The sequence below is a fragment of the Myroides indicus genome (assembly GCF_004364575.1).
Taxonomy (GTDB): Bacteria; Bacteroidota; Bacteroidia; order Flavobacteriales; family Flavobacteriaceae; genus Flavobacterium; species Flavobacterium indicum_A.
In genome coordinates, this window is record NZ_SOAG01000015.1 from 56,964 (window position 1) to 81,601 (window position 24,638).

Here is a 24,638-nt window from a genome sequence, read left to right on the forward strand (position 1 = left end):
TATGCTGACAGAATTAAACGCTATTTCACCAATTGATGGACGCTATAGAAGTAAAACGAAATCTTTAGCCAGTTATTTTTCGGAAGAAGCTTTGATTAAATACAGGGTTTTGGTTGAGGTGGAATACTTTATTGCTCTCTGTGAATATGGAATTCCTCAGCTCAAAGATGTCCCAGCTTCTGTTTTTCCTGAATTACGTAAATTATATCAAGAATTTTCAACAGAAGATGCATTGTGGATTAAAGAAAAAGAGAAAATAACAAACCACGATGTTAAAGCAGTCGAATATTTTATTAAAAATGCTTTTGATAGTCTTAAGCTTGAAAAATATAAAGAGTTTATTCATTTTGGATTGACCTCCCAAGATATTAATAACACTTCTATTCCTTTGCAGACAAAGCATGCTTTTGAAGAGGTATACATGTCTGCTTTTATTGAATTGATAAACAAACTGAAAGAACTTAGTGTAGAGTGGAAAGACATACCGATGCTGGCACGTACACACGGACAACCAGCTTCACCTACGCGTTTAGGAAAAGAAATACATGTTTTTACAGAGCGTTTAGAAGAGCAGCTAAGACTATTGAATAATATACCTTTTGCAGCTAAATTTGGTGGTGCAACAGGTAATTTTAATGCACATCATGTTGCTTATCCCGCACATAACTGGAAACAGTTCGGAACTGATTTTGTAGAACTTACCTTGGGATTAAAACATTCTTTTCCGACTACTCAGGTAGAACACTATGATCATTTTGCTGCTTTCTTTGATGCGTTAAAGCGTATTAATACTATTTTGATTGATTTAAACAGAGATATATGGACGTATGTTTCAATGGATTATTTTAAACAAAAAATAAAACCAGGAGAAATTGGTTCGTCTGCAATGCCACATAAAGTAAATCCTATTGATTTTGAAAATTCAGAAGGCAATTTGGGAATAGCAAATGCTGTTTTTGAACATCTGGCAGCCAAACTTCCTATATCTCGTTTGCAGAGAGATTTGACGGATAGTACAGTTTTACGAAATATAGGAGTACCTTTAGGACATACATTAATTGCTTTTGAATCGACTTTAAAAGGATTGAATAAACTATTGTTAAACGAAAGTAAATTGACTCAAGATTTAGAAAATAATTGGGCAGTAGTGGCAGAAGCAGTCCAAACTATTTTGAGAAGAGAAGGATATCCAAATCCTTACGAAGCTTTAAAAGATTTAACAAGGACCAATACAACTATTAATAAAGAGTCTATTCATTCCTTTATTGAAACACTGAATATATCTGATACAATTAAAAATGAACTAAAACAAATTACTCCTCATAACTATTTGGGGATAGAAAGTTGGTAGTTACAAATCGATACTTTAGTTTTTTTTGATAGTTAAACTATTACTTAACTTAAGTAAAGTGTCTTTTGCTTTATAGATAATAGTTTTGTCTCCAATTTAAAAATGAGAATACGATAAAAATATTTGAACCTCCGGTATGGAGCTTCCATAATTGCCTACGATTTTATAGAGAAAAGCTGCTGATAGAAAAAGAAACTAGATATGAAACTTGTTTATATACAAAGTAGTACAGCCTATGTTTATGAAAAGGAGAATGAAATTCTAGATTTTGTATTTTTGGTAGGAAACTATATCACAGCCATTTCGTACAACCAAATATGTAGAGGATGGAATAAGGTAGATACTTTATGAGTCTAGTGAAAAATAATACAAGGTACTGTGTTTAGGTATTTATACTAAGAATTGTCTGTAGTTCAATTTTTTTTACCTGAAAGAAGGGGGAGTAGTAGTAGAAAAAGCTGATGAATCTACAGACGAGGTAAATATTTTGAGTTCCGTTGAAGTAAATAGCGTCTTATATTGGTATATCACCTATCTCTTTGAGTAGAATTAGAGCTAGAATTAAATGAAAAAGAGGTTATATAAATCTCTTTATTTTATGCCATTCGGCTAAGATCAAGGAGCGATTCCTTGATAAGAGCCATTCCGATAGAGGCTTTTTCAGCGATAACTTCAATCTTGCGATTAAAATGCTTAGTAGAAGCAGGATGGAGATCAATGTAATAAATTAAAGAGTTAGCTTTCGCAAAATTAATTAATGAAGCTGCAGGATAGACTTGTAAAGATGTACCGATAATTAGGACAATATCCGCCTCTTCGACATAGGAAATCGCGTGTTCTAATTCCGGAACCATTTCGCCAAACCATACAATATGAGGACGTAACGTATGTCCTTGTTCGTTTCGATCCAATACAGTTAAATCGTCCATCCAAGGATAAATTAAGCTTTCATTGATTTCGCTTCGAACTTTAAGCAATTCACCATGCAGGTGAATTACATCTTTACTTCCTGCACGTTCATGTAAATCATCTACATTTTGCGTGATTACCGTTGTTCTAAAATGCTGTTGAAGTTCAGCAATTGCATAGTGTGCCGCATTGGGATTGCAAGTTAAAAGCTGTCGGCGGCGATCGTTGTAAAACTTTAAAACTACTTCTTTGTTTTTTACCCAGCCTATCGGTGAGGCAACTTCCATAATGTCGTGTCCTTCCCATAAACCATCCGCATCTCTAAAAGTTTTAATTCCGCTCTCTGCACTTATACCCGCTCCTGAAAGTACTACTAAACGTTTTTCCATAATATTCTTACCTTTGCCCTTTTGTTTAAAACTAAAGATAATGAATATTTCAAACAAGCTATATCAAGATATTGGATACTTAGCTTATTTAGAAACTTTTTTAACCGAGAATAGAATAGAGCGTTTTAAAGAGATTTTAGAAAACAGAACCAAACACATTACGGTCGTAGCAGAGGATGTTTATCAATTACACAATACAAGTGCTGTAATGCGTAGTTGTGAAGTTTTTGGTGTCCAAAGTTTAAGTGTAATTGAACAAAAATTTGGTAAACGAATCGACAAGCAAATTGCTCTTGGAGCAGAAAAGTGGGTCGATATTCATCGTTATAATTCGGTACAAGGTTGTATAGACTCAATTAAGGCTCAAGGGTATAAAGTTGTTGCTACCACTCCGCATGGTAAAGCGCAGAACCTGGATAAGTTTGATTTATCGGCACCTGCAGCTATTTTTTTTGGGACGGAGAAAACCGGATTATCTCCTGAAATTATAGAACAAGCAGATGATTATATTACAATTCCTATGGTTGGCTTTACTGAGAGCTTAAACATATCGGTTTCTGCAGCAATTATCATTCAAAGCTTAACAACCAGATTAAGGGAGTCGGATATTAACTGGCAATTGTCAGAGCATGAGTTGTTAGCGAAGCAAATTGATTGGGCAAGAAAATCTATTAAAGACATTGATTTTATCACAGAGAGATATTTAGAAATTCAGCACAGTTAGAATTTAGAGTATACTGTGCTAAATTTTTATTCATATTTATTTTTGTTTTTTTCTCATTTTCATATTGATAAATTCTACAATCAACGAAAAGGTAATAGCAAAATAGAGATATCCTTTCGGCACGGCTCCGATTTCTTTTCCTGCTAAAACAGCATGAGATAAGTGCATACTTTCAGTAGTCAGCATAAAACCTATCAAGATAAGGAATGAAAGAGCTAATATTTGAATGGATGGGTTTTTATTGACGAAATTGCCTACTGGAACAGCAAAAATCATCATAATTCCAACGGAAACAACAACAGCAGCTATCATAATATATAGAGCTCCTTCAATGCCATTGGTCATTCCAACAGCGGTTAAAATACTGTCAATAGAAAAAATAATATCTATCATCAGTATTTGTAAAATTATATTTCCAAATGATTTTCCAACGGTTTTGGATATTTGGGTTGGTTGATCGATATCAGTATGGTGTTGAACATGGGATACTTTTTCGTGAATTTCTTTTGTAGATTTATAAATTAAGAAAATACCGCCTATTAGTAAAATTAATCCTTGTCCGTTGAGCTGAGCGCTAAACCATCCCCAATCAACCGAGAAAATTGTTTTTTTCATGGCAATTAGCCAGGTAACTCCAAACAGCAATGCAATTCGCATAAACATAGCTAAAAATAATCCCAGTTTAGTGGCTTTTTTTCGTTGATTTTCAGGGAGTTTTCCCGTAACTATCGAAATAAATATAATATTATCAATTCCGAGTACTACTTCTAAAAAAGTAAGGGTTAAAAAAGCGATAATCGCGTCTGCTGTAAAAAGTACATCCATAAACAAATTATTATTAGTCGGCTATTTTTCGCAAAGTTCCTCTTTGTTTTCTATCATCTCCTACAAGACCATACTCAAACAGGCAAGTATCTCCATCCGTTGATATAATACGCATATTAATGGCTTTTTGCTCAGCCATGTTTTTGGGATTTAGTTTTTGTAGTATAAATTCACAGTTGTTGACCCATCTTATACTGGCGGTATCTGTCTTACCTTCAAAAGTTTCAATTTCTATATTTTCGTTTCTTACAAAAGTAGAAACTTTGGTTTCTCCGTTAATTTCCGTTATAAATTCAAAGGTTCCTGTTCGGAAGTTGTCACAGTTTTTTTCTTGATTATAGCATGCACCAAAAAAAATAAACAGAGGTAAAAAGCTTAAAAGTTTTAATTTCATAGTTTTAATTTTGTTAGTTTCCAAATATTGATTTCATGATGTTGTTTAGCCCTCTAAAAATTAAAAACATAGCCAACAGACAAATTATACATCCTATACTTAAAACAATATAAAAAAAAGGGTGATTTTGATTTGTGAATGCATTATAAATAACTATTGGTCCTAAAAACAACAAAGGAACTGTACTAGCAAGATAAAAAACGCCTTTTTGTAATAATTTTCGATTAGTATGATTGTGCTCCATGATTATTTATTTTTACGGTAATTACTGATTGCTTTGCGTACATTCTTATATTGCTTTAAAAGCTCTTCAGCTTCTTCAAAGTTGATTTTTAATTCTTCTTGCAACATATTAATTCCTCTCTGGGCAAGTTTGTCATTTGTTATTTTCATATCCACCATGCGATTTCCCTTTACTCTTCCTAGCTGAATCATAGTAGAAGTGGAAATCATGTTTAGAACTAATTTTTGAGCTGTACCTGCTTTCATCCTTGAACTGCCCGTTATAAACTCCGGGCCAACAATTACCTCAATAGGATAGTCACAAACTTTTGTAATAGGACTATGTGCATTACTGGTAATACAAGCAGTTGGAATATGGTGTTGTCTGCATTCTTTCAAAGCATTAATTACGTAAGGTGTGATTCCTGATGCCGCAATTCCGATAACTATATCCCGATTGTTGATATTGTAGGTTTGCAAATCATACCATCCTTGCAGGATATTGTCTTCTGCATTTTCTACGGCTGTACGGATGGCTTTGTCTCCTCCTGCAATAATGCCGATCACTAAATCGGGAGAAACACCATAGGTTGGAGGGCATTCAGAAGCATCTAATATTCCCATTCTTCCCGAAGTTCCTGCTCCTATATAAAAGAGCCTGCCTCCATTTTTTAATTGAGTAATAATAACTTTAACAACAGCTTCTATTTGAGGAATTGCTTTTTTAATAGCCATTGGAACAAGCTGATCTTCTTGATTAATATTAGTTAATATGTCGCTTATAGACATATTTTCTAAACCGTCGTAATTAGATTCCTGCTCCGTTGTTTTAATAAAATTCACTTTTGTTTTTGTATGTATCCACTACAAAAATAGTCAAAATACTCCATTCTAAGTAGTTTAAATCACAAAACGAAATTAAAGTTTTATACTTCCCTTTAACAAAAAAGAACTACTTTTGTTACCTGAGCAGGCTGCCTTATCGCTGGTTGTTTAATCAGAGGAAAGTCCGGACACCACAGAGTAGCATAATGGGTAACGCCCATCCTTAACCTTAGTTAGGAGGACCAGTGCAACAGAAAGAATGTACAGATAATGCTGTAGTGAAATCAGGTAAACTCTATGCGGTGAAATGCCATGTATATTTAGCATTTGAGGGTTACTCGCCCGAAGCTTTAGGGGTAGGCAGATTGAACTGTTGAGTAATTAACAGTCTAGATAAATGATAAGGGTGTACGCTTTTGTGCATACAGAATCCGGCTTATAAGCCTGCTCTTATTTTAATTTTCTTTTTCAGATTCAAATTCAAAAAATGAAAATACAGATCCACCATAATTTCTTTCAAAGGAAAGATTCGGTAAATGATCTAATTTTGTGAATTTAGAATGCTCAACAATCAGCATTCCCTCTTCGTCAAGGAGATTATTGTTGAAGATATTTGATATAATTTGTTCAAATTGTTCTTGTGTAAAGTTATAAGGAGGATCAACAAAAATCAGATCATAGCTCGATTGATGTTTTTCAAGAAACTTAAAAACATCTGCTTTGTGCGAAATAATGTTGAGGTCAAAGTCTTTAGCTGTTTTTTTTATAAAATTAATACAGCCCTGATCAGTATCAACACTTACTATAGATTCTACTCCTCTCGAAGCAAGCTCGTAACTGATATTCCCTGTTCCGGCAAATAAATCTAAAGCGCTTAATCCGTTAAAGTTAAAGTGATGATTTAAAATATTAAATAAAGATTCTTTACCCATATCAGTTGTTGGTCTTACAGGTAAATTTTTAGGTGGATTAATTCTTCTACCTTTTAGTTTTCCAGAAATGATTCTCATGAATGGAGTAAAATATAATGTTGATTAATCGTTCGGCTGTGTAGTGTTGTATTCTCTAAATTAAAAGTGTTCTTGTCCACTAGGTCTAAATAATTGATAAAAGTGTATGCTTGTTCAAATAAAGCATCATTTTTTTCAATTTGTCCCAGCAAATAAAGTTTTATTTTTTCTCTGTCTAAATTAAGCTGTTCCAGTACAAACAAAATATAGTAGATAAAATCTTGTTCAGTAAGATATTCAAAAGAATTAAATAAAATAAGTTTTCCGCTGTTTACGACTATAATTTCGAAGTGTTTTTTTTGAACGTGTACAAAAACTACTGTTTCTGTATTTTTATTTGATTTTTGAAGTATATGGTTAACAAGTCCCGTATTGATGTTCTGATAAGTAAACGAGCCAAATTTGTCAATGAGATAGTTATTGATGTTTACATACGGTACATACACATTATTCATCTCAAATTGAGGCATTTCATCAAAAGCGAAAAAATCTGTCGAAAATACTTTAGTGTTATATTGTAAGTAGGCTCCTGCGTCTTCCTCGTTAAAATAAGCTTTCGGAACAAAAGTATTAAAAGAGTTGTCGTGTAAAACCAATGTTTCACTGTATTTTTCTACTAACTGGTTATGGTGTTGAAAAAATTTGTCTAACTGTTCTTCAAGGGGCGTGTTGTTAGAAAGTGTTTCAGAAGCAAAGCTACAGATTTTGTCAGATTCAATTTCTTTGATTATAAATGAAAATATCTCTGGAGAAACTTGTATTAATAGTCTATGTGTATGCTTTGTCATTCTTTAAATATAAAATCAGTATATATTGTAGGAGCAAATTTACACATTTTTGAAACACATTTTAAGCCAACCTCAAAAAGCTTAGTATCTTTGACATTTACAATCTGTAAAGCATAAAAAATAATTATGACCGGACAGCAATTTTACACATTATTGTGCCATAAATTTCCTTTTTATTTAACCTTGAAACAAGATGTTTTTTTACAAAAAATAGCCGATTTTGTTACTAATGATTTTCAAGATGAGCTGTTTGTATTAAAAGGTTATGCCGGAACGGGGAAAACGACGTTGTTATCTGTTGTAGTAAATGAACTGAAGCACATTAATAAATCATCGGTAATGCTTGCACCAACAGGTAGAGCTGCTAAAGTTATTAGTCTATATTCGGTACGTCAGGCGTTTACTATCCACAAGCATATTTATTATACAAAAGCAGGGAAAACAGAAAGTGGGATTCAATTTACATTGAGAAAAAATAAACATCGAAATACAATTTTTATTGTTGATGAAGCTTCTATGATTGGTGATGCCACTTCGTCAGACACCCATCTTTATCCAAACGGATCTTTACTGGATGATTTAATTTACTATGTTTATTCCGGTCATAACTGTAAACTCATTTTTATGGGAGATACAGCTCAACTGCCTCCTGTTAATATGCTGTTGAGCCCTGCATTGGATACTGATCGGTTGGGATTGCAATATCAGATGGGAATTCACCAAATTGAGCTGGACGAAGTAATGCGTCAGGAAGAAGGGTCGGGTGTGTTGCACAATGCAACTTTACTTCGCTCTTTGTTAAAATCTTATTTTGCAGATACTTTTCAGTTCGAAATGAACGGATTTAAAGATATTGTTCGCTTACAAGAAGGTTATGATATTCAGGATGCTATTTTTTCTGCTTATTCTAACAGCGGACCGGAAGAAACTGCTTTTATTGTTCGATCTAACAAAAGGGCGAATGCTTACAATCAACAAATTAGATTGAGGATTTTAGACAAAGAAAACGAAATATCTGCAGGAGACTTACTGATGGTTGTCAAAAATAATTATTACTGGCTGAAAAGCGAGGCAGATTCTACCAATTTTATTGCCAACGGAGACATTATTGAAATTTTGGAAATTTATAAAATCATTGAATTATACAACTTTAGATATGCTTCGGTTCGCATAAGAATGATCGATTATCCTGATATGGCTTCTTTTGACACTATTGTTCTTTTAGATACCTTGACCAGCGAAAGTCCTGCGCTTACGTATGAGCAAACCAATAAACTGTATCAGGAAATTATGTTGGATTATGAAGATGAAATAACCAATTATAAAAAGGTTCAAAAAGTAAAACAGAACGAATACTTTAATGCTCTTCAAGTAAAGTTTTCTTACGCTATTACGTGTCACAAATCACAAGGCGGACAATGGGAAACTGTTTTTGTAGAACAACCTTATTTGCCTGAAGGAATTGATGTGGACTATATTCGATGGCTTTACACCGCGATGACCCGTGCCAAAAACAAGTTGTATTTAATAGGTTTTAAAGATGATTTTTTTGAAAATTGATAGACGAATTTTGGATCATGATGTATCCAATTATAAAAAAGTGTCTACAACAGTCTGTCGTCTTTTTATTATCTTTGAGGTGAAATAAACGAATATAAATGAAAGTCATTGCTGTTATTCCGGCGCGATATGCGTCTACTCGTTTTCCCGCTAAATTGATGCAGGATTTAGGCGGAAAAACTATTATCAGAAGAACGTATGAAGCAACTGTTGCAACAGGTTTGTTTGATGATGTATTTGTTGTAACTGACTCCTCTTTGATTTTTGATGAAATAGCAAATAATGGAGGAAAAGTCGTGCGGAGCCTCAAGGAACATGAAAGTGGCAGTGACCGGATCGCAGAAGCAGTACAGAATATTGAAGCTGATATTGTGATAAATGTACAGGGAGACGAGCCTTTTGTCAATGAAGAAAACCTTAAGAAACTAATTGCTATATTTAAAGAGGATTATTCTGAAAAAGTGGATTTAGCTTCATTAATGACTCCAATTGACGATTGGGAGGCAATAGAAAATCCTAATAATGTAAAAGTGGTTGTGGATCATGCTAATATGGCTTTGTATTTTTCGCGTTCTGTGATTCCGTATCCAAGAGATAAGGAAGTACAAGTGCAATATTATCAGCATATTGGGATTTATGCGTTTAGAAAGTCTGCTTTGTTGGAATTCACTAAATTGCCCCTTAAGTTTTTAGAATCTTCAGAAAAGCTAGAGCAGCTGCGGTATCTGGAATATGGGAAACGAATAAAAATGGCAGTTACTGATCATACAGGTATCGGAATAGATACTCCTGAAGATTTAGATAAAGCGAGAAAGCTACTGGAAGAGAATCAGTTGTTAAAGTGATTTGTTTTTTTCTTCGAGCTCAAGTTTTAGATTTGCTCTTCGGTTTCCGTTATACTTTTCTCTTGTACGGGAATATATATCTGCGTTTTCCATTCAGCCGGATATTTATTTTGTAGAACCGATGTATCCAATTGCATGATGGTAGGATAACCGGAAATAAGATTGATATTGCTTTTTCTCTCTATCGCTCTTTGTGATTCTGTCATAGCAATTCCTAAGTGTGTGTAATTGCCTTTTAAAATAGTTTTAAAATATAAAAGGTTTGTTGTGACTATATTTCCTGTTTTATAAATTTCATCTTCATTCAAAAAAATGGTTTCAGTAATAGGTAAGGCAAATAAACAATTAATGGAATTGCTTATTTTTTGATCATTTAATACAATTATGGGATTGCCGTTTATAGTTAACTTATTCTGAAGACAAAAGTTTTTTAGGTTATTTATTTCTTCCAAAATATCTTTATTTAAATTTTGGATAGAACTGTTTTTTTGAAAATAAATATAATGCGTGTCGTCTAAAGTGTGTACTTCTTGCGTTTCAATGTCAAATTCCTTGTATTGTTTCATAAAGAAAACAACAAGTGCATTGAGGTTTTTTTCAATTTCTTTAGAAACTATCTGATTTGGAGTTCCTTTGAAGAAGGTAATGATTTTAGTTTTTAAATCTAAAGTGCCTTGAAAGCGGAATTCAATATCTGTTTTATTTTTATTAGGCTTAAGTTTCCAAAAAATATTTGATATGATTTGATCGTGCAAAATATCCTGAGATAAACTGTCGTAAGGGTGACTATATTCTTTCTTAATTTTGAAAACTCCTATGTTATCTAACTCAATATTGTAAATATTATTTTGAGTAAGACTGCTTGCAGTCCAATCTGACCAGTTATCCAAATCTTGAAGATATTCAAAAACAGTCTGCTGTGGAGCATCAATTGTGATTTTTTTATGCACGTTAAAATTACCGCTTTGTGTCAAAATAAAAACGGCAAGAGAAATAATGCCTAAAAGTAGAAGTAACAAAAAATATTTGACGATCTTCATGAATAGAAACGAACTGATAAATTACTTTAGAAATTTCTTAATGATAAATAAAGATCCGATAAAAGCTATAAAGGCTATAAGTATAAAAAATCTATTTTTATAGTGTAGCCGATGGAGATTTATATCCTTTCTATACATTATGGCAATAACAATAGTAAAGATAACAACAAAAAATATAGCAAATTGTATTTGTCCGCTGGTAAACATAACTTTCTTTTTAGCAAAAGTAGTGAAAAGTCAATGAATTATGAACATAAAAAAAGCGACAGAATTTTCTGTCGCTTTTTTTATGTTTTAAATAAATAATTCTGTTACTTTTTTTCTACTTTTTCAGTCCAGCCAAAAATATCTTCAACTGTTTTTTGTTGAATACCTTGTAAGGAGTTTTTCAATTGGACAGCAAAAGAATTTTCGTCAGCAATTTCAGGGAGAGAATAGAATTTTTCCTGATAGGCAAAACCTTCTATTTGTCCGATAGTAACGGCAGTTCCTGCGCCAAATATTTCTTTTAATTCTCCCTTTGCATGAGCATCCAGTAGCTCCTGAACAACTATAGTTCTAACATCAATGTCTATTCCTTTGCTTTTTGCAATATCCAATAAGCTTTTTCTTGTCACACCATCCAAAATACGTTCGCTGGTAGGAGCTGTAATTAACGTATCTCCGATTCTGAAGAAAACATTCATTGTACCTGCTTCTTCAAGTTTGGTATGTGTAGCATCATCAGTCCATATAACTTGTTGGTATCCTTTTTGTTGAGCTAGTTTCGTTGGGTAAAATTGCCCGGCATAATTTCCAGAACATTTAGTATAACCAACTCCGCCATTTGCAGCACGGCTATAGTGTTCAGCAATTTGAACTTTTACTTTTCCTGAATAATAGGTGCGAGCAGGAGAACAAATGATGCAGAACATAAATTCAGAAGAAGGACCTGCAACTACACCTGGATGTGTACCAATCATAAAAGGACGTAGATATAAAGCGTTTCCTTGTCCTGGTTTTACCCATTCTCTATCTAAATTTAATAAAGTTTTTAAACCATCTACAAAACGGGTTTCGTCAATTTGAGGCATTTCCATGCGTTCAGCAGATTTGTTAAAACGCTTCCAATTCTCTCTGGGACGGAATAACCAAACATCGTCATTGCTGTCTTTGTAAGCTTTCATTCCTTCAAATATAGCTTGCCCATAGTGAAATACGTTGATAGATGGTTCAAAAGACATTGGTCCGTAAGGTTTGATTTGAACATCTCCCCATTGACCGTCTTTGTAATGGCAAACCAACATATGATCTGAAAAAGTTGTTCCAAATTTTAAATTTTCAAAATCAATAGAATCAATTCTTGATTTTGCTATTTTTTCAATGGAAATATTTGTATTTTCTGCTAAACTCATTATAATAATATTTTTTATTGATAGTTATGTTTGTACTGAGTAAGTGCTATTTATTGAAAAACAGACAGACGATGCAAATTTAGCAAAAAAAGTAATGTATTTTAAAATCTTGTTGAAGAATATATAAACTAAGTCGATAATTATTGTTTAATCAAAAAATATTGTTCAAATTATTCGAATTTATAAAGATTAAGACTGTTTTAGTTGAATTTGATTGTTTTTTTAAATTAACTTTGTTTGAAATTCAAATCAAATAAATCATGAAAAGAGTGGCTGTAGCTTTTATTTTTTTGGTACTTGGTATGGTAAGCTGTAAACAAAACACAGAAATTGCAGAGTCTGAAGGAGAGTATGAAATTTTTGGAGCGGAAATTGAACAAGATAAAGTAACTTTTTCGCAAGAAGAGATGTTGCATCAATATCAAAACTTAAAAGAAGGTGATACTTTAAATGTTAAATTTTTAGCAGATATAAATGAAGTGTGTCAGAAAAAGGGTTGTTGGATGAATGTAGATTTAGGGGAAGGGCATAAAAGTTTTGTGCGTTTTACTGATTATGGCTTTTTTGCACCTAAAAATGCTGCAGGACATAAAGTTATAGTGGACGGAAAAGCTTTTTTGTCAGTAGTTTCCGTTGATGAATTAAAGCATTATGCCAAAGATGCCGGTAAAAGTGAAGAAGAAATAGCCCAAATATCCGAACCTAAAATTTCATATGCATTTATGGCAGATGGAATTGCAATTGAAAAAATGACTCAAACGGATGAGATCGAATAAACATCAGAAAATTTTATTGCTGCTGTTTTTAGTACTGAGCATATTTTTGTCAGGATGTAAAGAGAAGAAAGATGAACAGCAAGATTCTAATTCGCCTCCATTTGATATGTATGAACTCTCACCTATGGCAATGCTGATGGAACAGATGTATGTTGATAATATGCGAATTAAATCTAAACTTTTGACAGGAGAAACAGATTTTGGAGAATTTCCTGTAATTCACGAAAGTATTTTTAGCTCTCAATTAACTGACCCATCTGATAAGGATGAGTTTTTTGAGTGGCAGGCTCGTTATTTTATTGAAGTTGAAAAAGCTTTTTATCAAAGTAAAGAAACAGATAAAAAATCGCAATTTAACGCTATTGTTAATTCATGTTTAGAATGTCATAAAAGTAAATGCGGAGGACCTATCCCTCGTATTAAAAAATTGTTTATACCTTAAAAAGTGAAGAGAAAATTAATTACTACTTCTGATGGCTCGTCAACAATACAAATTGAAGAATGGGGAGAAACTTATCACTCTATACATGGAGCTGTTCGAGAAGCTGAACATGTATATATTAAAAATGGGTTAGAAAGGTTGGCAAACAATAATGTCAAAATTCTGGAAATGGGATTTGGAACGGGATTAAATGCTTTTTTAACTGCTTTGAAAGCAAAAAAGGATCAAAAAAAGATAGAATATCACACAGTAGAAGGATTTCCTTTGTCTACTGAAGAAACCGAAAAGTTAAATTATATTGATTTAGTAAAAACAAAAGAAGGACAACAAATTTTTGAAGCACTTCATACTTCACCTTGGAATAAAAAAACTAGGCTTACTCAAGAATTTACGCTGAATAAGATTCATGGTCTGTTTGAAGAAGTTAATCTGGCAAATGATCATTTTGATTTGATATATTTTGATGTGTTTGGCTATCCCTATCAGCCTCAATTATGGTCTGTTGAAATTTTTAAAAAAATGTATGCAGCTTTAAAGCAAGGAGGAATATTAACAACATATGCTTGTAGAAGTCCGATAAAAAAAGCAATGCAGAATGCAGGCTTATTGATTGAAGTTTGCCCTGGACCTCCAGGGAAAAGGGAGATGATAATTGCCCGTAAATAGTATAAACGATATTTGAAAATATTTATTGTATTTTTTAAATGAAAAAGAGTGAAAATATGAATATACTATTAAAAAAAATATAAAATTCGATTGTATGTTTTTTTTGATCTAAAAAAGAGTATATATTTACCTAGTGATAATAATTAAAAATTAGTAAATATGAAAACCAGACTAATGTTTGATTACGCAAAAACGATTTTAGAAAATGTAAGCTTTGATCCTAAATTGTTTTACAAAGAATTAGAAAAAGCAATTCATCAGATGTTACCTTACGACTTAGATCGACTTTTTAAATGGGTTAATGGTTTTGTACAGGAAAAACCAGAATTGTATGAATCTTTAAACTTAATAGATCAATAAAACAGATAGCCATTTTGAAACTTCAAAATGGCTTTTTTATATGAAACCTCCTTAATAATTAATATCTTTGATAAAATTTATAAGATGTATTTGTATATCAAAAATATGGTATGCACCAGGTGCAAAATGGCTGTTGAAGACATTATACATTCTTTGGGGTATAAACTTGAAAAAGTAGAGTTGGGAGAGGTAGAGATAGGTGAAGAACTAACATCTAAACAGGTGGAAGAGCTTAATAAAAAACTACAGACTCTGGGCTTTGAGATTTTGGATAATAGAAAAAGTCAGATAGTAACTAAAATTAAGAGTATTTTAATTGATCTTGTCCAAAATAGAGATGCTTGTTTAGATGTTCCGTTGTCAATATTTATAACCGATAACATAAATCAGGATTACAATACTCTTAGTCAGTTGTTTTCTCAATTGGAGTCCCTCACTATTGAACAATACTTTATTTTATTAAAGATAGAAAAAGTCAAAGAATTATTAGTTTATGATGAATTGAATCTGAAGGAGATTGCTTATCGTTTGAATTATAGCAGTGTAGCTCATTTAAGCAAACAATTTAAAAAAACAACAGGTCTAACCCCTACTTATTTTAAAGCAACAGGGAGCCAACGAAGAAAGTTGATTGATAAATTATAAAAGTAATAAGATTTACCAAAAACTAATAGTGCTTTATAGTCTTAATGAGGGTTGACAAATAGAGCTACAACAATTACCAATCAGGACTAAATATTAACCAAGATAACTATATTACTTTTTAGTTTTAGAGATTACTCTTATTAAAATATACTTGATAGAAGAATGATCTGTCGGAGGGTTGGGAATTTCTTCACGTTTGACTTCTAATTTATATTCGAAACCTTCTTCGTATTCAAAATTTTCAATATTCTGATACATTAACTGCCATTCGTCGTCGTCATTTTCTTTAACCAATAAACACTTTCCTTTAGCTACGCCGATACAATCTTCTAGATGATCTGCAATAATCAACGTTAAAATATCTTCCAATTCACCAATTTTTTGAATTGAATTATCTTCAATTAATTGCTCTTCTGTCGTGATTAGATTATCGTGATTAGTTTTATCAGATTTACATGAAATTAAATAGGTAATTGATAGTAATATAGTTGTAATGATATGTTTTTTCATTGTCTTATAAATATTATTAGTAAATTAAAAAAAACAATACTTTAAGCTAAATAATAATTACCTTATATGAACACTCCTTTTCGACTTCAAAAGGAGTGTTCACAATAAAATCACAAGTGAATAACTTCTCCGTATGCATCAGCTACTGCTTCCATTACAGCTTCGCTCATAGTTGGGTGTGGATGTACAGCTTTTAAAATTTCATATCCTGTAGTTTCTAGTTTTCGAGCTACTACCGCTTCTGCAATCATATCCGTAACTCCGGCGCCAATCATATGGCATCCAAGCCATTCACCATATTTAGCATCAAAAATAACTTTTACAAAGCCGTCAGGGGTTCCTGCAGCTTTTGCTTTTCCAGAAGCAGAGAACGGAAATTTTCCTATTTTAATATCATATCCGACTTCTTTGGCTTTTTTCTCGGTCATTCCTACTGAAGCTATTTCAGGAGTAGCATAGGTACACCCTGGAATATTGCCATAGTCTAAAGGCTCTACATGATGCCCAGCTATTTTTTCCACACATAAAATTCCTTCAGCAGAAGCAACGTGAGCTAAAGCCTGTCCCGGTACAACATCACCAATAGCGTAATACCCAGGTATATTAGTTTGATAGAACTCATTGACTAAAATTTTATCTTTGTCAGTTGCAATACCTGTTTCTTCTAAGCCTATATTTTCAATATTAGTTTTGATTCCCACTGCTGATAAAACAACATCAGCTTCCAGTACCTCTTCGCCTTTTGCCGTTTTTACAGTTGCTTTCACACCTTCACCGCTGGTATCAACTTTCTCGACAGATGCATTTGTCATAATTTTTATTCCTGCTTTTTTCAAAGAGCGCTCAAATTGTTTGGAAACATCTTCGTCTTCTACGGGAACAATATTTGGCATAAATTCAACAATGGTCACCTCGGTTCCCATCGAGTTATAAAAATAAGCAAACTCTACCCCGATAGCTCCCGATCCTACTACAATCATTTTTTTAGGTTGTTGGGGTAAAGTCATAGCTTGACGATATCCGATAACTTTATTACCGTCTTGAGGAAGATTTGGAAGTTCTCTTGAACGGGCACCTGTAGCAATGATAATATGATCAGCAGAAATTTCAGACACTTTTCCGTCTTTATCGGTAACTTGTACTTTTTTGCCAGGTTTTACTTTTCCAAAACCATCAATAACTTCGATCTTGTTTTTTTTCATCAAGAATTGAACTCCTTTGCTCATTCCTTCAGCAACATTTCTGGAACGGGAAATAACAGCATCAAAATCTTTATCTACATCACCATTAAGGGTTAGACCATAATCAGAAGCATGTTTTAAATATTCAAATACTTGAGCCGATTTTAAAAGTGCTTTGGTAGGAATACATCCCCAATTTAAACAGATTCCTCCTAAATTTTCTTTTTCAACAATTGCTACTTTAAAACCTAATTGTGATGCTCTAATTGCTGTTACGTACCCTCCCGGACCGCTTCCTAAAACAATAATATCGAATTTCATAAATGTATATTTCTATATTTAAGGTACGAAAATAATCATTTTATTTTCGTTATTAAAATTTTACTCTTTAAAGTTTGCCTCAAAAAGATCAAACCTTGACTTTGTGATTATGCTCCTTCAGCAATTTTAAATTGTGCTTCGTAAAGATTCTTATAATATCCGGTTTCTATTTCCAATAATTGTTTATGAGAGCCTTTTTCAACTACCTGTCCCTTATCCATAACTATAATTTCATCAGCGTTAATAATGGTTGCCAAACGATGTGCAATGATAATGGAAGTTCTGTCTTTCGTTAGATAATCGGTTGCTTTTTGTATTAATTCTTCCGAGTGTGTATCGACTGAAGAAGTAGCTTCATCCAATATTAAAATGCTTGGATTGCTGACATATGCTCGTAAAAAAGCAATTAGCTGTCGCTGTCCGGATGATAATGTAACTCCCCGTTCTTTAACGTTGTAATTATACCCTTCGGGTAAACTTTTTATAAAGTCATGTATTCCTATTTTTTTAGCGGCTGCTATTACCTGCTCTTTGGAAATATCAGGATTGTGTAGGGTAATGTTGTTGTAGATAGTATCGCTAAATAAAAAAACGTCCTGTAACACAACTGCTATCTGCTTTCGAAGTGATGATAAGGTAAAATGGTCAATGTTGATATTGTCTATTTTTATTTCACCACTGTCAATTTCGTAAAAGCGATTTAACAAGTTAATGATGGTTGATTTTCCGGCTCCAGAGGAACCTACAATCGCAATTGTTTTCCCAGCTTCAATTTGGAGATTGATTCCTTTTAATACTTCAATATCTTTGATATAGCTAAAGCGGACATCTTTAAATTCAATATTTCCTCTAAATTGAAAAGCTTCCAGCGTGCCTCTCTCATCCATATTTTCTTCTGTTTCCAATACTGTAAAAACGCGTTCTGCCGCGATGATTCCCATCTGCATTACATTAAACTTATCAGCAATCTGGCGCAAGGGGTTAAACAAAATGCTGATAAGCATTGTGTAAGCAAACAAATCTCCAAAAGAAGTTAAATTATCCCCCTCAACGATAGACATGCCTCCGTACCAAATTACAAAACCTAAGGTTAGCGATGAAATAATATCTGCAATAGGGAAGAATATCGAGTTATAAAGAATATTTTTAAGCCAGGCTTTATTGTGTTTTTCGTTTATTTCTTTAAATTTTTCATATTCAATATCTTCTCGTGTAAAAAGCTGAACGATTTTCATACCTGTAATGCGTTCTTGTACAAACGTATTGAGATTGGCAATCTGGGTGCGAACTTCCTGAAAAGCTGATTTCATTTTGAGTTGAAAAATACGGGTAGCGTAAACTAAAACGGGCATTCCTATAATAACGATACAGCTCAATTTCCAATTCATGTAAAACATAATTCCCAACACCACCAACATTTTTAGCAGATCGCTTACAATCATAAATAACCCTTGACTAAATATACTGGCAATAGATTCAATATCGGAAACTGCTCTTGTTACTAATTTACCAACAGGTTCATTGTCAAAATAGCGCATTCTAAAACTTAAAATTTTATTGAATAGATTCTGGCGCATGTCTTTTACAATATCTTGTCCTAGCCAGCTAGCCCAATAAGTAAAAAAGAATTGAGATACAACTTCAAAAATAAGCACGAGCCCCATTAATCCCACATAGATTAATAAACCATATTTATCCTGATGCTGGACGTAGCTGTCTACGGTTTGCTTGAGCATATAAGGACGCAATGCGGCAAATGCTGAAAGAGAAATAGCAAAGACAATAACCCAGTTAAACCTTTTTTGATAAGGTTTGGCATATTGCAATACTTTTTGGAGTGATATAGACTTTATACGTTTCATAAATAAGGGTACTCTATTTTTGTTAAAAATAAGCCTTTTCCCGGAACGGAAAAACCAGCCTGACTGCGATCTTTACTTTCTATAATTTTCTGAAAATCTGAAATAGTAATTTTTTCTAAGCCAACGTTAATTAATGTTCCCACAATGGCTCTAACCATATTGCGCAAAAAGCGATTGGCAGAAATAGTAAATACTAGTTGATTTTGACTGGGCAATGTTGTCCATTCCGCTTTAAAAACGGTGCAGTTAAATGTAAAAACATCAGTATGCTTTTTAGAAAAACATTCAAAATTTTCATATCCCAGCAAGATTTTTGCGGCCTCATTCATCAGTTCTATATTTAATGGACGAAAGTGATAATAGCTCAGCGTGTTACAAAAAGCATCTTTAAAAAAGTGAATGTGATATTCATAAGTTCTGGATATAGCGTCAAAACGAGCATGTGCATCTTTTGCAACGGGATGAATATGATAGATGACGATATCTGCAGGTAAAAAAGAGTTCAGTTTTTGGATGAGCACAGCATTGTCAAAAGAAATATTACTATCAAAATGAGCAAACATTTGTTTGGCATGTACTCCTGTGTCAGTTCTGCCGGCACCTACCAACTCAATAGGCGTTTTAAGCAATGTAGAGATTGCTTGTGTTAGCGTTTCCTGCACTGTTTTAGCATTGGGTTGTGTTTGCCAGCCGTGATATTGTGAACCGTTGTAAGCAAATTCCAAAAAATATCTCAAAATGAAGTGTTTTATAAAGTACAAATATACTCCATTTTTATAAGTCCTCTTGTTTCAGACTTTATAAAAATCTATGCGAAAAGACAGAAACTATCAACAGTTAAATCAACAAAAATCTCTACTTTTACCTTTTGGCAAATTAAATCAAAAGATGAAAAAAATATTTTTAGCCATTGTATGGTGTTTTGTAATTGCTGTACAAGCCCAGGATTTTAATCAGTATTTTGAGCATAAGACATTGAGGTTAGATTATGTTTTTGGAGGAAATAATCAAGAGCAGTTTATCTTATTGGACGAATTGTCTTCTTATCCTTTATGGGCGGGGCGTACACATCATTTAAACCAAAATGTTTTACGTGGAAATGGACAAGTACGGGTTTTTGATAAAATTACAGATAAGTTGATTTATACCACCAGCTTTAGTACTTTATTTCAAGAATGGCTTTCTACAGATGAAGCGGTTAAAGGGAATAAAAGTTTTGAAAATGTTTTTTTAGTTCCGTTTCCAAAAGATAAAGTAAAAATAGAACTCGTTTTATTTGATAGAGACGGAAAAGAAAAAAACAAAGTAGTACACGAGATTAATCCAAAAGATATATTAATTCATCGGAAAGGAATAAAAGATATCACAGACTACGAATATGTACAGCAAGCAACTGATCATACAAAAGCAATAAATGTGGTATTTGTTGCCGAAGGTTTTACAAAAAGCGAAATGGATAAGTTTATGGATGCAGTAAAAATATCAATTGAACAAATTTTGCAGCATAAACCATTTGACAGATATGCGAATAACTTTAATTTTATTGCTGTAAAAAGTGAATCATCAGATTCAGGTGTCAGTGTGCCTCGAACCGGCGATTGGAGAAAAACAGCTGTAGAATCTAATTTTGATACTTTTTATTCAGAACGATATTTAACGACGAACCGAATAAAAAAATTACACGATATTTTAGCTGGGATCCCATATGAACACATTATTATTTTAGCTAATACAGATGTGTATGGCGGTGGTGGCATCTACAACTCCTATACATTAACCACAACAGGACATAAAGATTTTAAGCCCGTTGTAGTACACGAATTTGGTCATAGCTTTGCAGGATTGGCAGATGAATACTTTTACTCAAATGATGTGCTAAGTGATTTTATTTCTATCCGATCCGAACCTTGGGAAAAAAACATTACCACTTTAGTAGATTTTGACAGCAAATGGAAAAACAGGTTAAAAAAGGATACACCTGTGCCAACTCCCGAAAAAGATGCAGATAAATATAAAATAGGAGTATATGAGGGACTAAAGGGAGAAAAAATATATAAGGCAACTTTAGATTGCAGAATGAAAACTAATCAATATCCAGAGTTTTGTCCCGTTTGCCAAAATGCAATAGAAGATTTAATACTGTTTTATACAGAATAGTTGTTGTTTTAAAACTTAAAAATGAAGAAAATATTATTGTTGTCTGATACGCATGGCTGTATAGATGAATCTATTCTAAAATACGTGAGACAAGCTGATGAGGTTTGGCATGCCGGAGATATAGGAGATGTAATTGTAACGGATACGATTAAAAAATTAAAGCCGATAAAAGCAGTTTACGGAAATATAGATGATAATAAAGTGCGGTTAGATTTTCCCGAAGAACTGTTTTTTGATTGTGAAGGAATGAAAGTTTACATGATACACATTGGAGGATATCCTGGAAAATACAAAGCCCATGTAAAAAAACAAATTGTTGAAAAAAAGCCGGATATTTATATTTGTGGACATTCCCATATTCTAAAAGTGCAATATGATCAAATAAATAGGGTGTTACATTTAAATCCGGGAGCTGCCGGTATTTCCGGATTTCATCATGTGCGAACCATGTTAAGATTTGAGATTGACAAAGGAAAAATAAGTAATCTTGAAATTATAGAGTGGTCAAAAAGTAAAAAAACCGAACTTTAAAGTTCGGCTTTTTAACGCACTAATAAACTAAGATGTTAGGTTTATCGCAATCGATCTACAGATTTCACAAGATCTTCATCCTTTTTGATGGCTCTGTTTGCTAATACAAGAAACAGGATAGAAACAATCGGGAGGAACATCCCAATACCTTTCTCAGAAATCAACTCCGTGACTTCTCCAGATAAATTTAGAGAGCGGTAAACGAATAATCCTATTAGTATAAAGTTTAATATTATATTCAATCGGTTCAATACAAATTGTCGTTGTCTGTTTTTGTACCCCAATACAGTAATTACACTCAAAGCAGTAGATAGCCCGAAGAGAATTGTATAGAAGGGAACCGCCATAAAATAAAAGCTATTACCTTCTCCATCTTTCCATAAAGGAAAGACAAAGGGTAAAATTCCCATAGCTACAAATACTAAAAACAAATAAATCGACTGGATTCTTTGTAACATAACGATACAGCTGTATTTTGATTTCGATCACAAAAATAATGTTTCTTTTTTGGAAAAACCTATTGTTTATTAAAATTAATTCGTAATATTGCACAAGTTCTGCCGTAAGTTCTTCATAATACGGCAATTCTATTTTTTAAATTTTTCCAATCTTAAATTTAAATTACAAAACTCAATATTTCATATAATCTATAAACATTTTTATGTTTGATATTTCTGAATTAAAAAAAATGAAGGTAACAGACCTTCAGGAAATTGCTAAGAAAGCCAAAATAGCTAAGATAGCATCCTTGAAAAAAGATGAATTGATTTATAAAATTTTGGACTACCAAGCAATTAACCCGCATGCCGTAAAAACTGCTGAAAATGAACATGCTAAAGAGGTTGCTACATCTGTGGAGCAACAAAAAAATGTGAAAACAGAAGAAAAATCTTTAGAAGAAAAAAACTCAGTAGGAAAAGAGAAAATAAAAAGACCAAGAACAACAAAATCGCAAATTGAAGCTAAAAAAGCAGATAATTTAAGGTTTGAAAATAAGACTGTTTTAGAAAAAGAAAGCTTAACTTCTTCTTCTGAACCTGATACAAAAGAAGTTGTTGTTGATAGAAAAGTGGTCTCTTCCGATCAAAAAAAATTCAGTAAAGACAATAAAAAAGAAGTCTTTGCAAAAAGAAACCATACAAAGGAAAACAACAATTTTCCAAAGGAAGCGAAAGAACAGCAATCAGCAAAAAGCAAAGAAGCTGAAAGTACAGATTCTGATCGCGAGATTGCGGCAGTTGAACAAAATAACAATAAAGATAAAGCCCCTGTTCAAACAGATTCTGAAAACAAAAAAAATCACAATAATAATCAGAATGGAAAAAATGGTAAAAAAAATACCTACAGAGAGCCTGATTATGAATTTGACGGAATTATTGAAAGTGAGGGGGTTTTAGAAATGATGCCGGACGGATATGGGTTTTTGCGCTCAGCAGATTACAATTATTTGTCTTCTCCGGATGATATTTATTTGTCACAATCACAAATCAGATTATTTGGATTAAAAACAGGAGATACCGTAAAAGGAGTTGTCCGACCTCCAAAAGAAGGAGAAAAATTTTTTCCGCTTGTTCGTGTTCTTAAAATTAACGGTCATGACCCGCAAACGGTCAGAGACAGAGTTTCTTTTGAACACCTGACACCTATATTTCCAAAAGAAAAATTTAAGCTGGACGAAAGGCGCAGTACAGTTTCTACTCGTATTATGGATATGTTCGCACCGATTGGAAAAGGACAGAGAGGGATGATCGTAGCTCAGCCAAAAACTGGAAAAACAATGTTGCTTAAGGATGTTGCCAATGCAATTGCTGCCAATCATCCTGAAGTTTATCTTATTGTCTTATTGATTGACGAGCGTCCTGAAGAGGTGACGGATATGCAAAGGAGTGTAAATGCTGAAGTTATTGCCTCTACCTTTGATGAACCAGCAGACAGACACGTAAAAGTTGCTAATATTGTTTTGGAAAAGGCAAAGCGCTTAGTAGAATGCGGACACGATGTAGTAATCTTACTGGATTCCATCACTCGTTTAGCCCGGGCTTACAACACAGTTCAACCAGCATCAGGAAAAGTATTGAGCGGAGGAGTAGATGCCAATGCCCTGCAAAAACCAAAACGCTTTTTTGGCGCTGCCAGAAATATAGAAAAAGGAGGCTCTTTAAGTATTCTTGCTACTGCTTTAGTAGATACCGGTTCAAAAATGGACGAAGTTATTTTTGAAGAATTTAAAGGAACCGGAAATATGGAGCTTCAACTAGATAGAAAATTGTCAAACAAACGTATTTATCCTGCTATTGACGTTACTTCATCAAGTACGAGAAGAGATGATTTATTGTTAGATGCAGCAGCTTTACAGCGTTTATGGGCAGTTAGAAAATATATTGATGATATGAATTCCGTAGAAGCCATGACGTCCATCATTGACAATGTAAAATCAACAAGAAATAATGATGAGTTTTTAAAAACACTAAGTGATTAAAAGTTAATTTTAAAATCATAAAAAAGCAAAGAAAGTTACTTGAGATTATCAGGTAACTTTTTTTATAACCATTCTTTGATAGCTGTTACCAAGTAAATAGCAGTAAGCGATCCAAAAGAGAGTTTTCTGAAAAGCTTTATATGTAGAATAGTAGCGCCTTCTGTAATATTTTTGATATTATAATACCCGTTGTGCATTTTAAATAATACACACTTTTAAGTTATTGATATTCCTATTGAAATATTCTTTGTTGATGAATTGTACAACTGTTAACGCCGTTATTTTAGCTAATAATCTGGTTTTGAAACCTTCAAATGTCTTGGCGTAATTACGTCTCATCATAAATTGGTCGCACAATTGCGAGAACAAGGTTTCAATTCTCTTTCGTTGTTTTTTGAACAAATAAAATTGTGGTTTATAATCCTTTTGATT

General features: G+C 33.0%; 28 protein-coding genes and 1 other RNA gene. 14 read left to right on the top strand and 15 right to left on the bottom strand.

Going from position 1 to position 24,638, the window contains the following annotated elements; translation table 11 throughout:
• The first annotated feature begins 1 nt into the window (after position 1).
• On the top strand, positions 2 to 1,351 hold the full coding sequence (gene purB / locus C8P70_RS07550; protein ID WP_166666190.1) for an adenylosuccinate lyase: 1,350 nt from the start codon (positions 2 to 4) through the stop codon (positions 1,349 to 1,351).
• A 201-nt stretch (positions 1,352 to 1,552) separates the two neighbouring features.
• Positions 1,553 to 1,702, top strand: coding sequence for a hypothetical protein (locus C8P70_RS13795; protein WP_166666191.1), 150 nt, complete (start codon positions 1,553 to 1,555; stop codon positions 1,700 to 1,702).
• A gap of 245 nt (positions 1,703 to 1,947) precedes the next feature.
• Here C8P70_RS13795 and C8P70_RS07560 read toward each other — a convergent pair whose 3' ends face one another.
• A complete protein-coding gene (locus tag C8P70_RS07560; protein WP_133712735.1) occupies positions 1,948 to 2,649 on the bottom strand; it encodes an SIR2 family NAD-dependent protein deacylase in 702 nt (233 codons plus the stop codon).
• Positions 2,650 to 2,689: 40 nt separating this feature from the next.
• On the opposite strand from C8P70_RS07560, the gene C8P70_RS07565 reads away from it, so the two are divergent.
• Positions 2,690 to 3,373 (top strand): TrmH family RNA methyltransferase, encoded by a 684-nt coding sequence (locus tag C8P70_RS07565; protein ID WP_133712736.1) that lies wholly within the window; start codon positions 2,690 to 2,692, stop codon positions 3,371 to 3,373.
• A gap of 36 nt (positions 3,374 to 3,409) precedes the next feature.
• On the opposite strand, the gene C8P70_RS07570 is transcribed toward C8P70_RS07565, so the two are convergent.
• From C8P70_RS07570 to murQ, 4 genes are read right to left on the bottom strand one after another with little or no spacing between them, the layout of a single operon-like run.
• Positions 3,410 to 4,198, bottom strand: a complete 789-nt coding sequence (locus C8P70_RS07570; protein WP_133712737.1) for a TerC family protein — start codon at positions 4,196 to 4,198, stop codon at positions 3,410 to 3,412.
• Positions 4,199 to 4,211: 13 nt separating this feature from the next.
• Entirely contained in the window at positions 4,212 to 4,592 is a 381-nt protein-coding gene (locus C8P70_RS07575; protein WP_133712738.1) for a DNA topoisomerase IV, read from the bottom strand.
• A 13-nt stretch (positions 4,593 to 4,605) separates the two neighbouring features.
• Entirely contained in the window at positions 4,606 to 4,836 is a 231-nt protein-coding gene (locus C8P70_RS13990; RefSeq protein ID WP_133712739.1) for a DUF6095 family protein, read from the bottom strand.
• Between the two features lie 2 nt (positions 4,837 to 4,838).
• The gene (gene murQ / locus C8P70_RS07585; protein WP_133712740.1) at positions 4,839 to 5,657 is read right to left on the bottom strand and encodes an N-acetylmuramic acid 6-phosphate etherase; all 819 of its coding nucleotides are present in this window, start codon (positions 5,655 to 5,657) and stop codon (positions 4,839 to 4,841) included.
• Positions 5,658 to 5,780: 123 nt separating this feature from the next.
• On the opposite strand from murQ, the gene rnpB reads away from it, so the two are divergent.
• Positions 5,781 to 6,094, top strand: an RNA gene (rnpB, locus tag C8P70_RS07590) — RNase P RNA component class A.
• Here rnpB and rsmD read toward each other — a convergent pair.
• Positions 6,095 to 6,649: a 16S rRNA (guanine(966)-N(2))-methyltransferase RsmD gene (gene rsmD, locus C8P70_RS07595; protein WP_133712741.1), complete on the bottom strand. Its 555-nt coding sequence runs from the start codon at positions 6,647 to 6,649 to the stop codon at positions 6,095 to 6,097.
• The gene (locus tag C8P70_RS07600; RefSeq protein ID WP_133712742.1) at positions 6,646 to 7,437 is read right to left on the bottom strand and encodes a DUF3822 family protein; all 792 of its coding nucleotides are present in this window, start codon (positions 7,435 to 7,437) and stop codon (positions 6,646 to 6,648) included. The genes rsmD and C8P70_RS07600 overlap by 4 nt, the downstream gene beginning before the upstream one ends.
• 126 nt (positions 7,438 to 7,563) lie before the next feature.
• Between C8P70_RS07600 and C8P70_RS07605 the strand changes: the two genes are divergently transcribed.
• Together C8P70_RS07605 and kdsB are read left to right on the top strand one after the other, a co-directional pair.
• A complete protein-coding gene (locus C8P70_RS07605; RefSeq protein WP_133712743.1) occupies positions 7,564 to 8,997 on the top strand; it encodes an ATP-dependent DNA helicase in 1,434 nt (477 codons plus the stop codon).
• 98 nt (positions 8,998 to 9,095) lie between these two features.
• Positions 9,096 to 9,842 carry a 3-deoxy-manno-octulosonate cytidylyltransferase gene (kdsB, locus tag C8P70_RS07610; RefSeq protein ID WP_133712744.1) on the top strand — a complete coding sequence of 249 codons (747 nt, stop codon included), beginning with the start codon at positions 9,096 to 9,098 and terminating at the stop codon, positions 9,840 to 9,842.
• Between the two features lie 26 nt (positions 9,843 to 9,868).
• Here kdsB and C8P70_RS07615 read toward each other — a convergent pair whose 3' ends face one another.
• Together C8P70_RS07615 and C8P70_RS07625 are read right to left on the bottom strand one after the other, a co-directional pair.
• The gene (locus tag C8P70_RS07615; RefSeq protein ID WP_166666192.1) at positions 9,869 to 10,792 is read right to left on the bottom strand and encodes an SRPBCC family protein; all 924 of its coding nucleotides are present in this window, start codon (positions 10,790 to 10,792) and stop codon (positions 9,869 to 9,871) included.
• 401 nt (positions 10,793 to 11,193) lie between these two features.
• Positions 11,194 to 12,276 carry a branched-chain amino acid aminotransferase gene (locus tag C8P70_RS07625; RefSeq protein WP_133712747.1) on the bottom strand — a complete coding sequence of 361 codons (1,083 nt, stop codon included), beginning with the start codon at positions 12,274 to 12,276 and terminating at the stop codon, positions 11,194 to 11,196.
• Positions 12,277 to 12,536: 260 nt separating this feature from the next.
• Here C8P70_RS07625 and C8P70_RS07630 point away from each other — a divergent pair, with 260 nt between their 5' ends.
• From C8P70_RS07630 to C8P70_RS07650, 5 genes are all read left to right on the top strand, one after another.
• Complete coding sequence (locus C8P70_RS07630; protein WP_133712748.1) at positions 12,537 to 13,052, top strand: DUF4920 domain-containing protein; 516 nt, start codon at positions 12,537 to 12,539, stop codon at positions 13,050 to 13,052.
• Positions 13,039 to 13,494, top strand: coding sequence for a hypothetical protein (locus C8P70_RS07635; RefSeq protein ID WP_133712749.1), 456 nt, complete (start codon positions 13,039 to 13,041; stop codon positions 13,492 to 13,494). The genes C8P70_RS07630 and C8P70_RS07635 overlap by 14 nt, the downstream gene beginning before the upstream one ends.
• 3 nt (positions 13,495 to 13,497) lie before the next feature.
• Positions 13,498 to 14,160: a tRNA (5-methylaminomethyl-2-thiouridine)(34)-methyltransferase MnmD gene (gene mnmD, locus C8P70_RS07640; RefSeq protein ID WP_133712750.1), complete on the top strand. Its 663-nt coding sequence runs from the start codon at positions 13,498 to 13,500 to the stop codon at positions 14,158 to 14,160.
• Positions 14,161 to 14,319: 159 nt separating this feature from the next.
• Positions 14,320 to 14,520: a hypothetical protein gene (locus C8P70_RS07645; RefSeq protein ID WP_133712751.1), complete on the top strand. Its 201-nt coding sequence runs from the start codon at positions 14,320 to 14,322 to the stop codon at positions 14,518 to 14,520.
• 84 nt (positions 14,521 to 14,604) lie between these two features.
• Positions 14,605 to 15,165 (top strand): helix-turn-helix domain-containing protein, encoded by a 561-nt coding sequence (locus tag C8P70_RS07650; RefSeq protein ID WP_133712752.1) that lies wholly within the window; start codon positions 14,605 to 14,607, stop codon positions 15,163 to 15,165.
• Positions 15,166 to 15,276: 111 nt separating this feature from the next.
• On the opposite strand, the gene C8P70_RS07655 is transcribed toward C8P70_RS07650, so the two are convergent.
• The 4 genes from C8P70_RS07655 to truA all read right to left on the bottom strand — a co-directional run bounded on the left by C8P70_RS07655 (position 15,277) and on the right by truA (position 19,776).
• Positions 15,277 to 15,675, bottom strand: coding sequence for a DUF4377 domain-containing protein (locus C8P70_RS07655; RefSeq protein WP_133712753.1), 399 nt, complete (start codon positions 15,673 to 15,675; stop codon positions 15,277 to 15,279).
• A 110-nt stretch (positions 15,676 to 15,785) separates the two neighbouring features.
• A complete protein-coding gene (gene lpdA, locus C8P70_RS07660; protein WP_133712754.1) occupies positions 15,786 to 17,177 on the bottom strand; it encodes a dihydrolipoyl dehydrogenase in 1,392 nt (463 codons plus the stop codon).
• A 107-nt stretch (positions 17,178 to 17,284) separates the two neighbouring features.
• Positions 17,285 to 19,039, bottom strand: a complete 1,755-nt coding sequence (locus C8P70_RS07665) for an ABC transporter ATP-binding protein (protein ID WP_133712755.1) — start codon at positions 19,037 to 19,039, stop codon at positions 17,285 to 17,287.
• Positions 19,036 to 19,776 carry a tRNA pseudouridine(38-40) synthase TruA gene (truA, locus tag C8P70_RS07670; protein WP_133712756.1) on the bottom strand — a complete coding sequence of 247 codons (741 nt, stop codon included), beginning with the start codon at positions 19,774 to 19,776 and terminating at the stop codon, positions 19,036 to 19,038. Before truA ends, C8P70_RS07665 begins: the two co-directional genes overlap by 4 nt.
• A 151-nt stretch (positions 19,777 to 19,927) precedes the next feature.
• Between truA and C8P70_RS07675 the strand changes: the two genes are divergently transcribed.
• Both C8P70_RS07675 and C8P70_RS07680 read left to right on the top strand, forming a co-directional pair.
• Entirely contained in the window at positions 19,928 to 21,196 is a 1,269-nt protein-coding gene (locus C8P70_RS07675; RefSeq protein ID WP_133712757.1) for a M64 family metallopeptidase, read from the top strand.
• Between the two features lie 21 nt (positions 21,197 to 21,217).
• Positions 21,218 to 21,727, top strand: a complete 510-nt coding sequence (locus C8P70_RS07680; protein ID WP_133712758.1) for a metallophosphoesterase family protein — start codon at positions 21,218 to 21,220, stop codon at positions 21,725 to 21,727.
• A gap of 41 nt (positions 21,728 to 21,768) precedes the next feature.
• On the opposite strand, the gene C8P70_RS07685 is transcribed toward C8P70_RS07680, so the two are convergent.
• Positions 21,769 to 22,185: a DUF4293 domain-containing protein gene (locus C8P70_RS07685; RefSeq protein ID WP_133712759.1), complete on the bottom strand. Its 417-nt coding sequence runs from the start codon at positions 22,183 to 22,185 to the stop codon at positions 21,769 to 21,771.
• Positions 22,186 to 22,388: 203 nt separating this feature from the next.
• Here C8P70_RS07685 and rho point away from each other — a divergent pair, with 203 nt between their 5' ends.
• Positions 22,389 to 24,206, top strand: a complete 1,818-nt coding sequence (rho, locus tag C8P70_RS07690) for a transcription termination factor Rho (RefSeq protein WP_133712760.1) — start codon at positions 22,389 to 22,391, stop codon at positions 24,204 to 24,206.
• Positions 24,207 to 24,404: 198 nt separating this feature from the next.
• Here the strand turns inward: rho and C8P70_RS07695 are convergent.
• Positions 24,405 to 24,638, bottom strand: a 234-nt coding sequence (locus tag C8P70_RS07695; RefSeq protein WP_166666184.1) for a transposase, incomplete at its 5' end; no start/stop codon positions are given.

Excerpts from the sequence above, each read along its gene's own strand:
- C8P70_RS07655 (WP_133712753.1), bottom strand. The coding sequence starts at position 15,675 with ATGAAAAAACATATCATTACAACTATATTACTATCAATTACCTATTTA.
- kdsB (WP_133712744.1), top strand. The coding sequence starts at position 9,096 with ATGAAAGTCATTGCTGTTATTCCGGCGCGATATGCGTCTACTCGTTTT.
- purB (WP_166666190.1), top strand. The coding sequence starts at position 2 with ATGCTGACAGAATTAAACGCTATTTCACCAATTGATGGACGCTATAGA.
- rsmD (WP_133712741.1), bottom strand. The coding sequence starts at position 6,649 with ATGAGAATCATTTCTGGAAAACTAAAAGGTAGAAGAATTAATCCACCT.
- C8P70_RS07675 (WP_133712757.1), top strand. The coding sequence starts at position 19,928 with ATGAAAAAAATATTTTTAGCCATTGTATGGTGTTTTGTAATTGCTGTA.
- C8P70_RS07625 (WP_133712747.1), bottom strand. The coding sequence starts at position 12,276 with ATGAGTTTAGCAGAAAATACAAATATTTCCATTGAAAAAATAGCAAAA.
- C8P70_RS13795 (WP_166666191.1), top strand. The coding sequence starts at position 1,553 with ATGAAACTTGTTTATATACAAAGTAGTACAGCCTATGTTTATGAAAAG.
- C8P70_RS13990 (WP_133712739.1), bottom strand. The coding sequence starts at position 4,836 with ATGGAGCACAATCATACTAATCGAAAATTATTACAAAAAGGCGTTTTT.
- C8P70_RS07605 (WP_133712743.1), top strand. The coding sequence starts at position 7,564 with ATGACCGGACAGCAATTTTACACATTATTGTGCCATAAATTTCCTTTT.
- C8P70_RS07600 (WP_133712742.1), bottom strand. The coding sequence starts at position 7,437 with ATGACAAAGCATACACATAGACTATTAATACAAGTTTCTCCAGAGATA.
- C8P70_RS07565 (WP_133712736.1), top strand. The coding sequence starts at position 2,690 with ATGAATATTTCAAACAAGCTATATCAAGATATTGGATACTTAGCTTAT.
- C8P70_RS07680 (WP_133712758.1), top strand. The coding sequence starts at position 21,218 with ATGAAGAAAATATTATTGTTGTCTGATACGCATGGCTGTATAGATGAA.
- C8P70_RS07665 (WP_133712755.1), bottom strand. The coding sequence starts at position 19,039 with ATGAAACGTATAAAGTCTATATCACTCCAAAAAGTATTGCAATATGCC.
- C8P70_RS07570 (WP_133712737.1), bottom strand. The coding sequence starts at position 4,198 with ATGGATGTACTTTTTACAGCAGACGCGATTATCGCTTTTTTAACCCTT.
- C8P70_RS07635 (WP_133712749.1), top strand. The coding sequence starts at position 13,039 with ATGAGATCGAATAAACATCAGAAAATTTTATTGCTGCTGTTTTTAGTA.
- C8P70_RS07650 (WP_133712752.1), top strand. The coding sequence starts at position 14,605 with ATGTATTTGTATATCAAAAATATGGTATGCACCAGGTGCAAAATGGCT.
- rho (WP_133712760.1), top strand. The coding sequence starts at position 22,389 with ATGTTTGATATTTCTGAATTAAAAAAAATGAAGGTAACAGACCTTCAG.
- C8P70_RS07560 (WP_133712735.1), bottom strand. The coding sequence starts at position 2,649 with ATGGAAAAACGTTTAGTAGTACTTTCAGGAGCGGGTATAAGTGCAGAG.
- lpdA (WP_133712754.1), bottom strand. The coding sequence starts at position 17,177 with ATGAAATTCGATATTATTGTTTTAGGAAGCGGTCCGGGAGGGTACGTA.
- C8P70_RS07630 (WP_133712748.1), top strand. The coding sequence starts at position 12,537 with ATGAAAAGAGTGGCTGTAGCTTTTATTTTTTTGGTACTTGGTATGGTA.
- C8P70_RS07645 (WP_133712751.1), top strand. The coding sequence starts at position 14,320 with ATGAAAACCAGACTAATGTTTGATTACGCAAAAACGATTTTAGAAAAT.
- C8P70_RS07575 (WP_133712738.1), bottom strand. The coding sequence starts at position 4,592 with ATGAAATTAAAACTTTTAAGCTTTTTACCTCTGTTTATTTTTTTTGGT.
- C8P70_RS07685 (WP_133712759.1), bottom strand. The coding sequence starts at position 22,185 with ATGTTACAAAGAATCCAGTCGATTTATTTGTTTTTAGTATTTGTAGCT.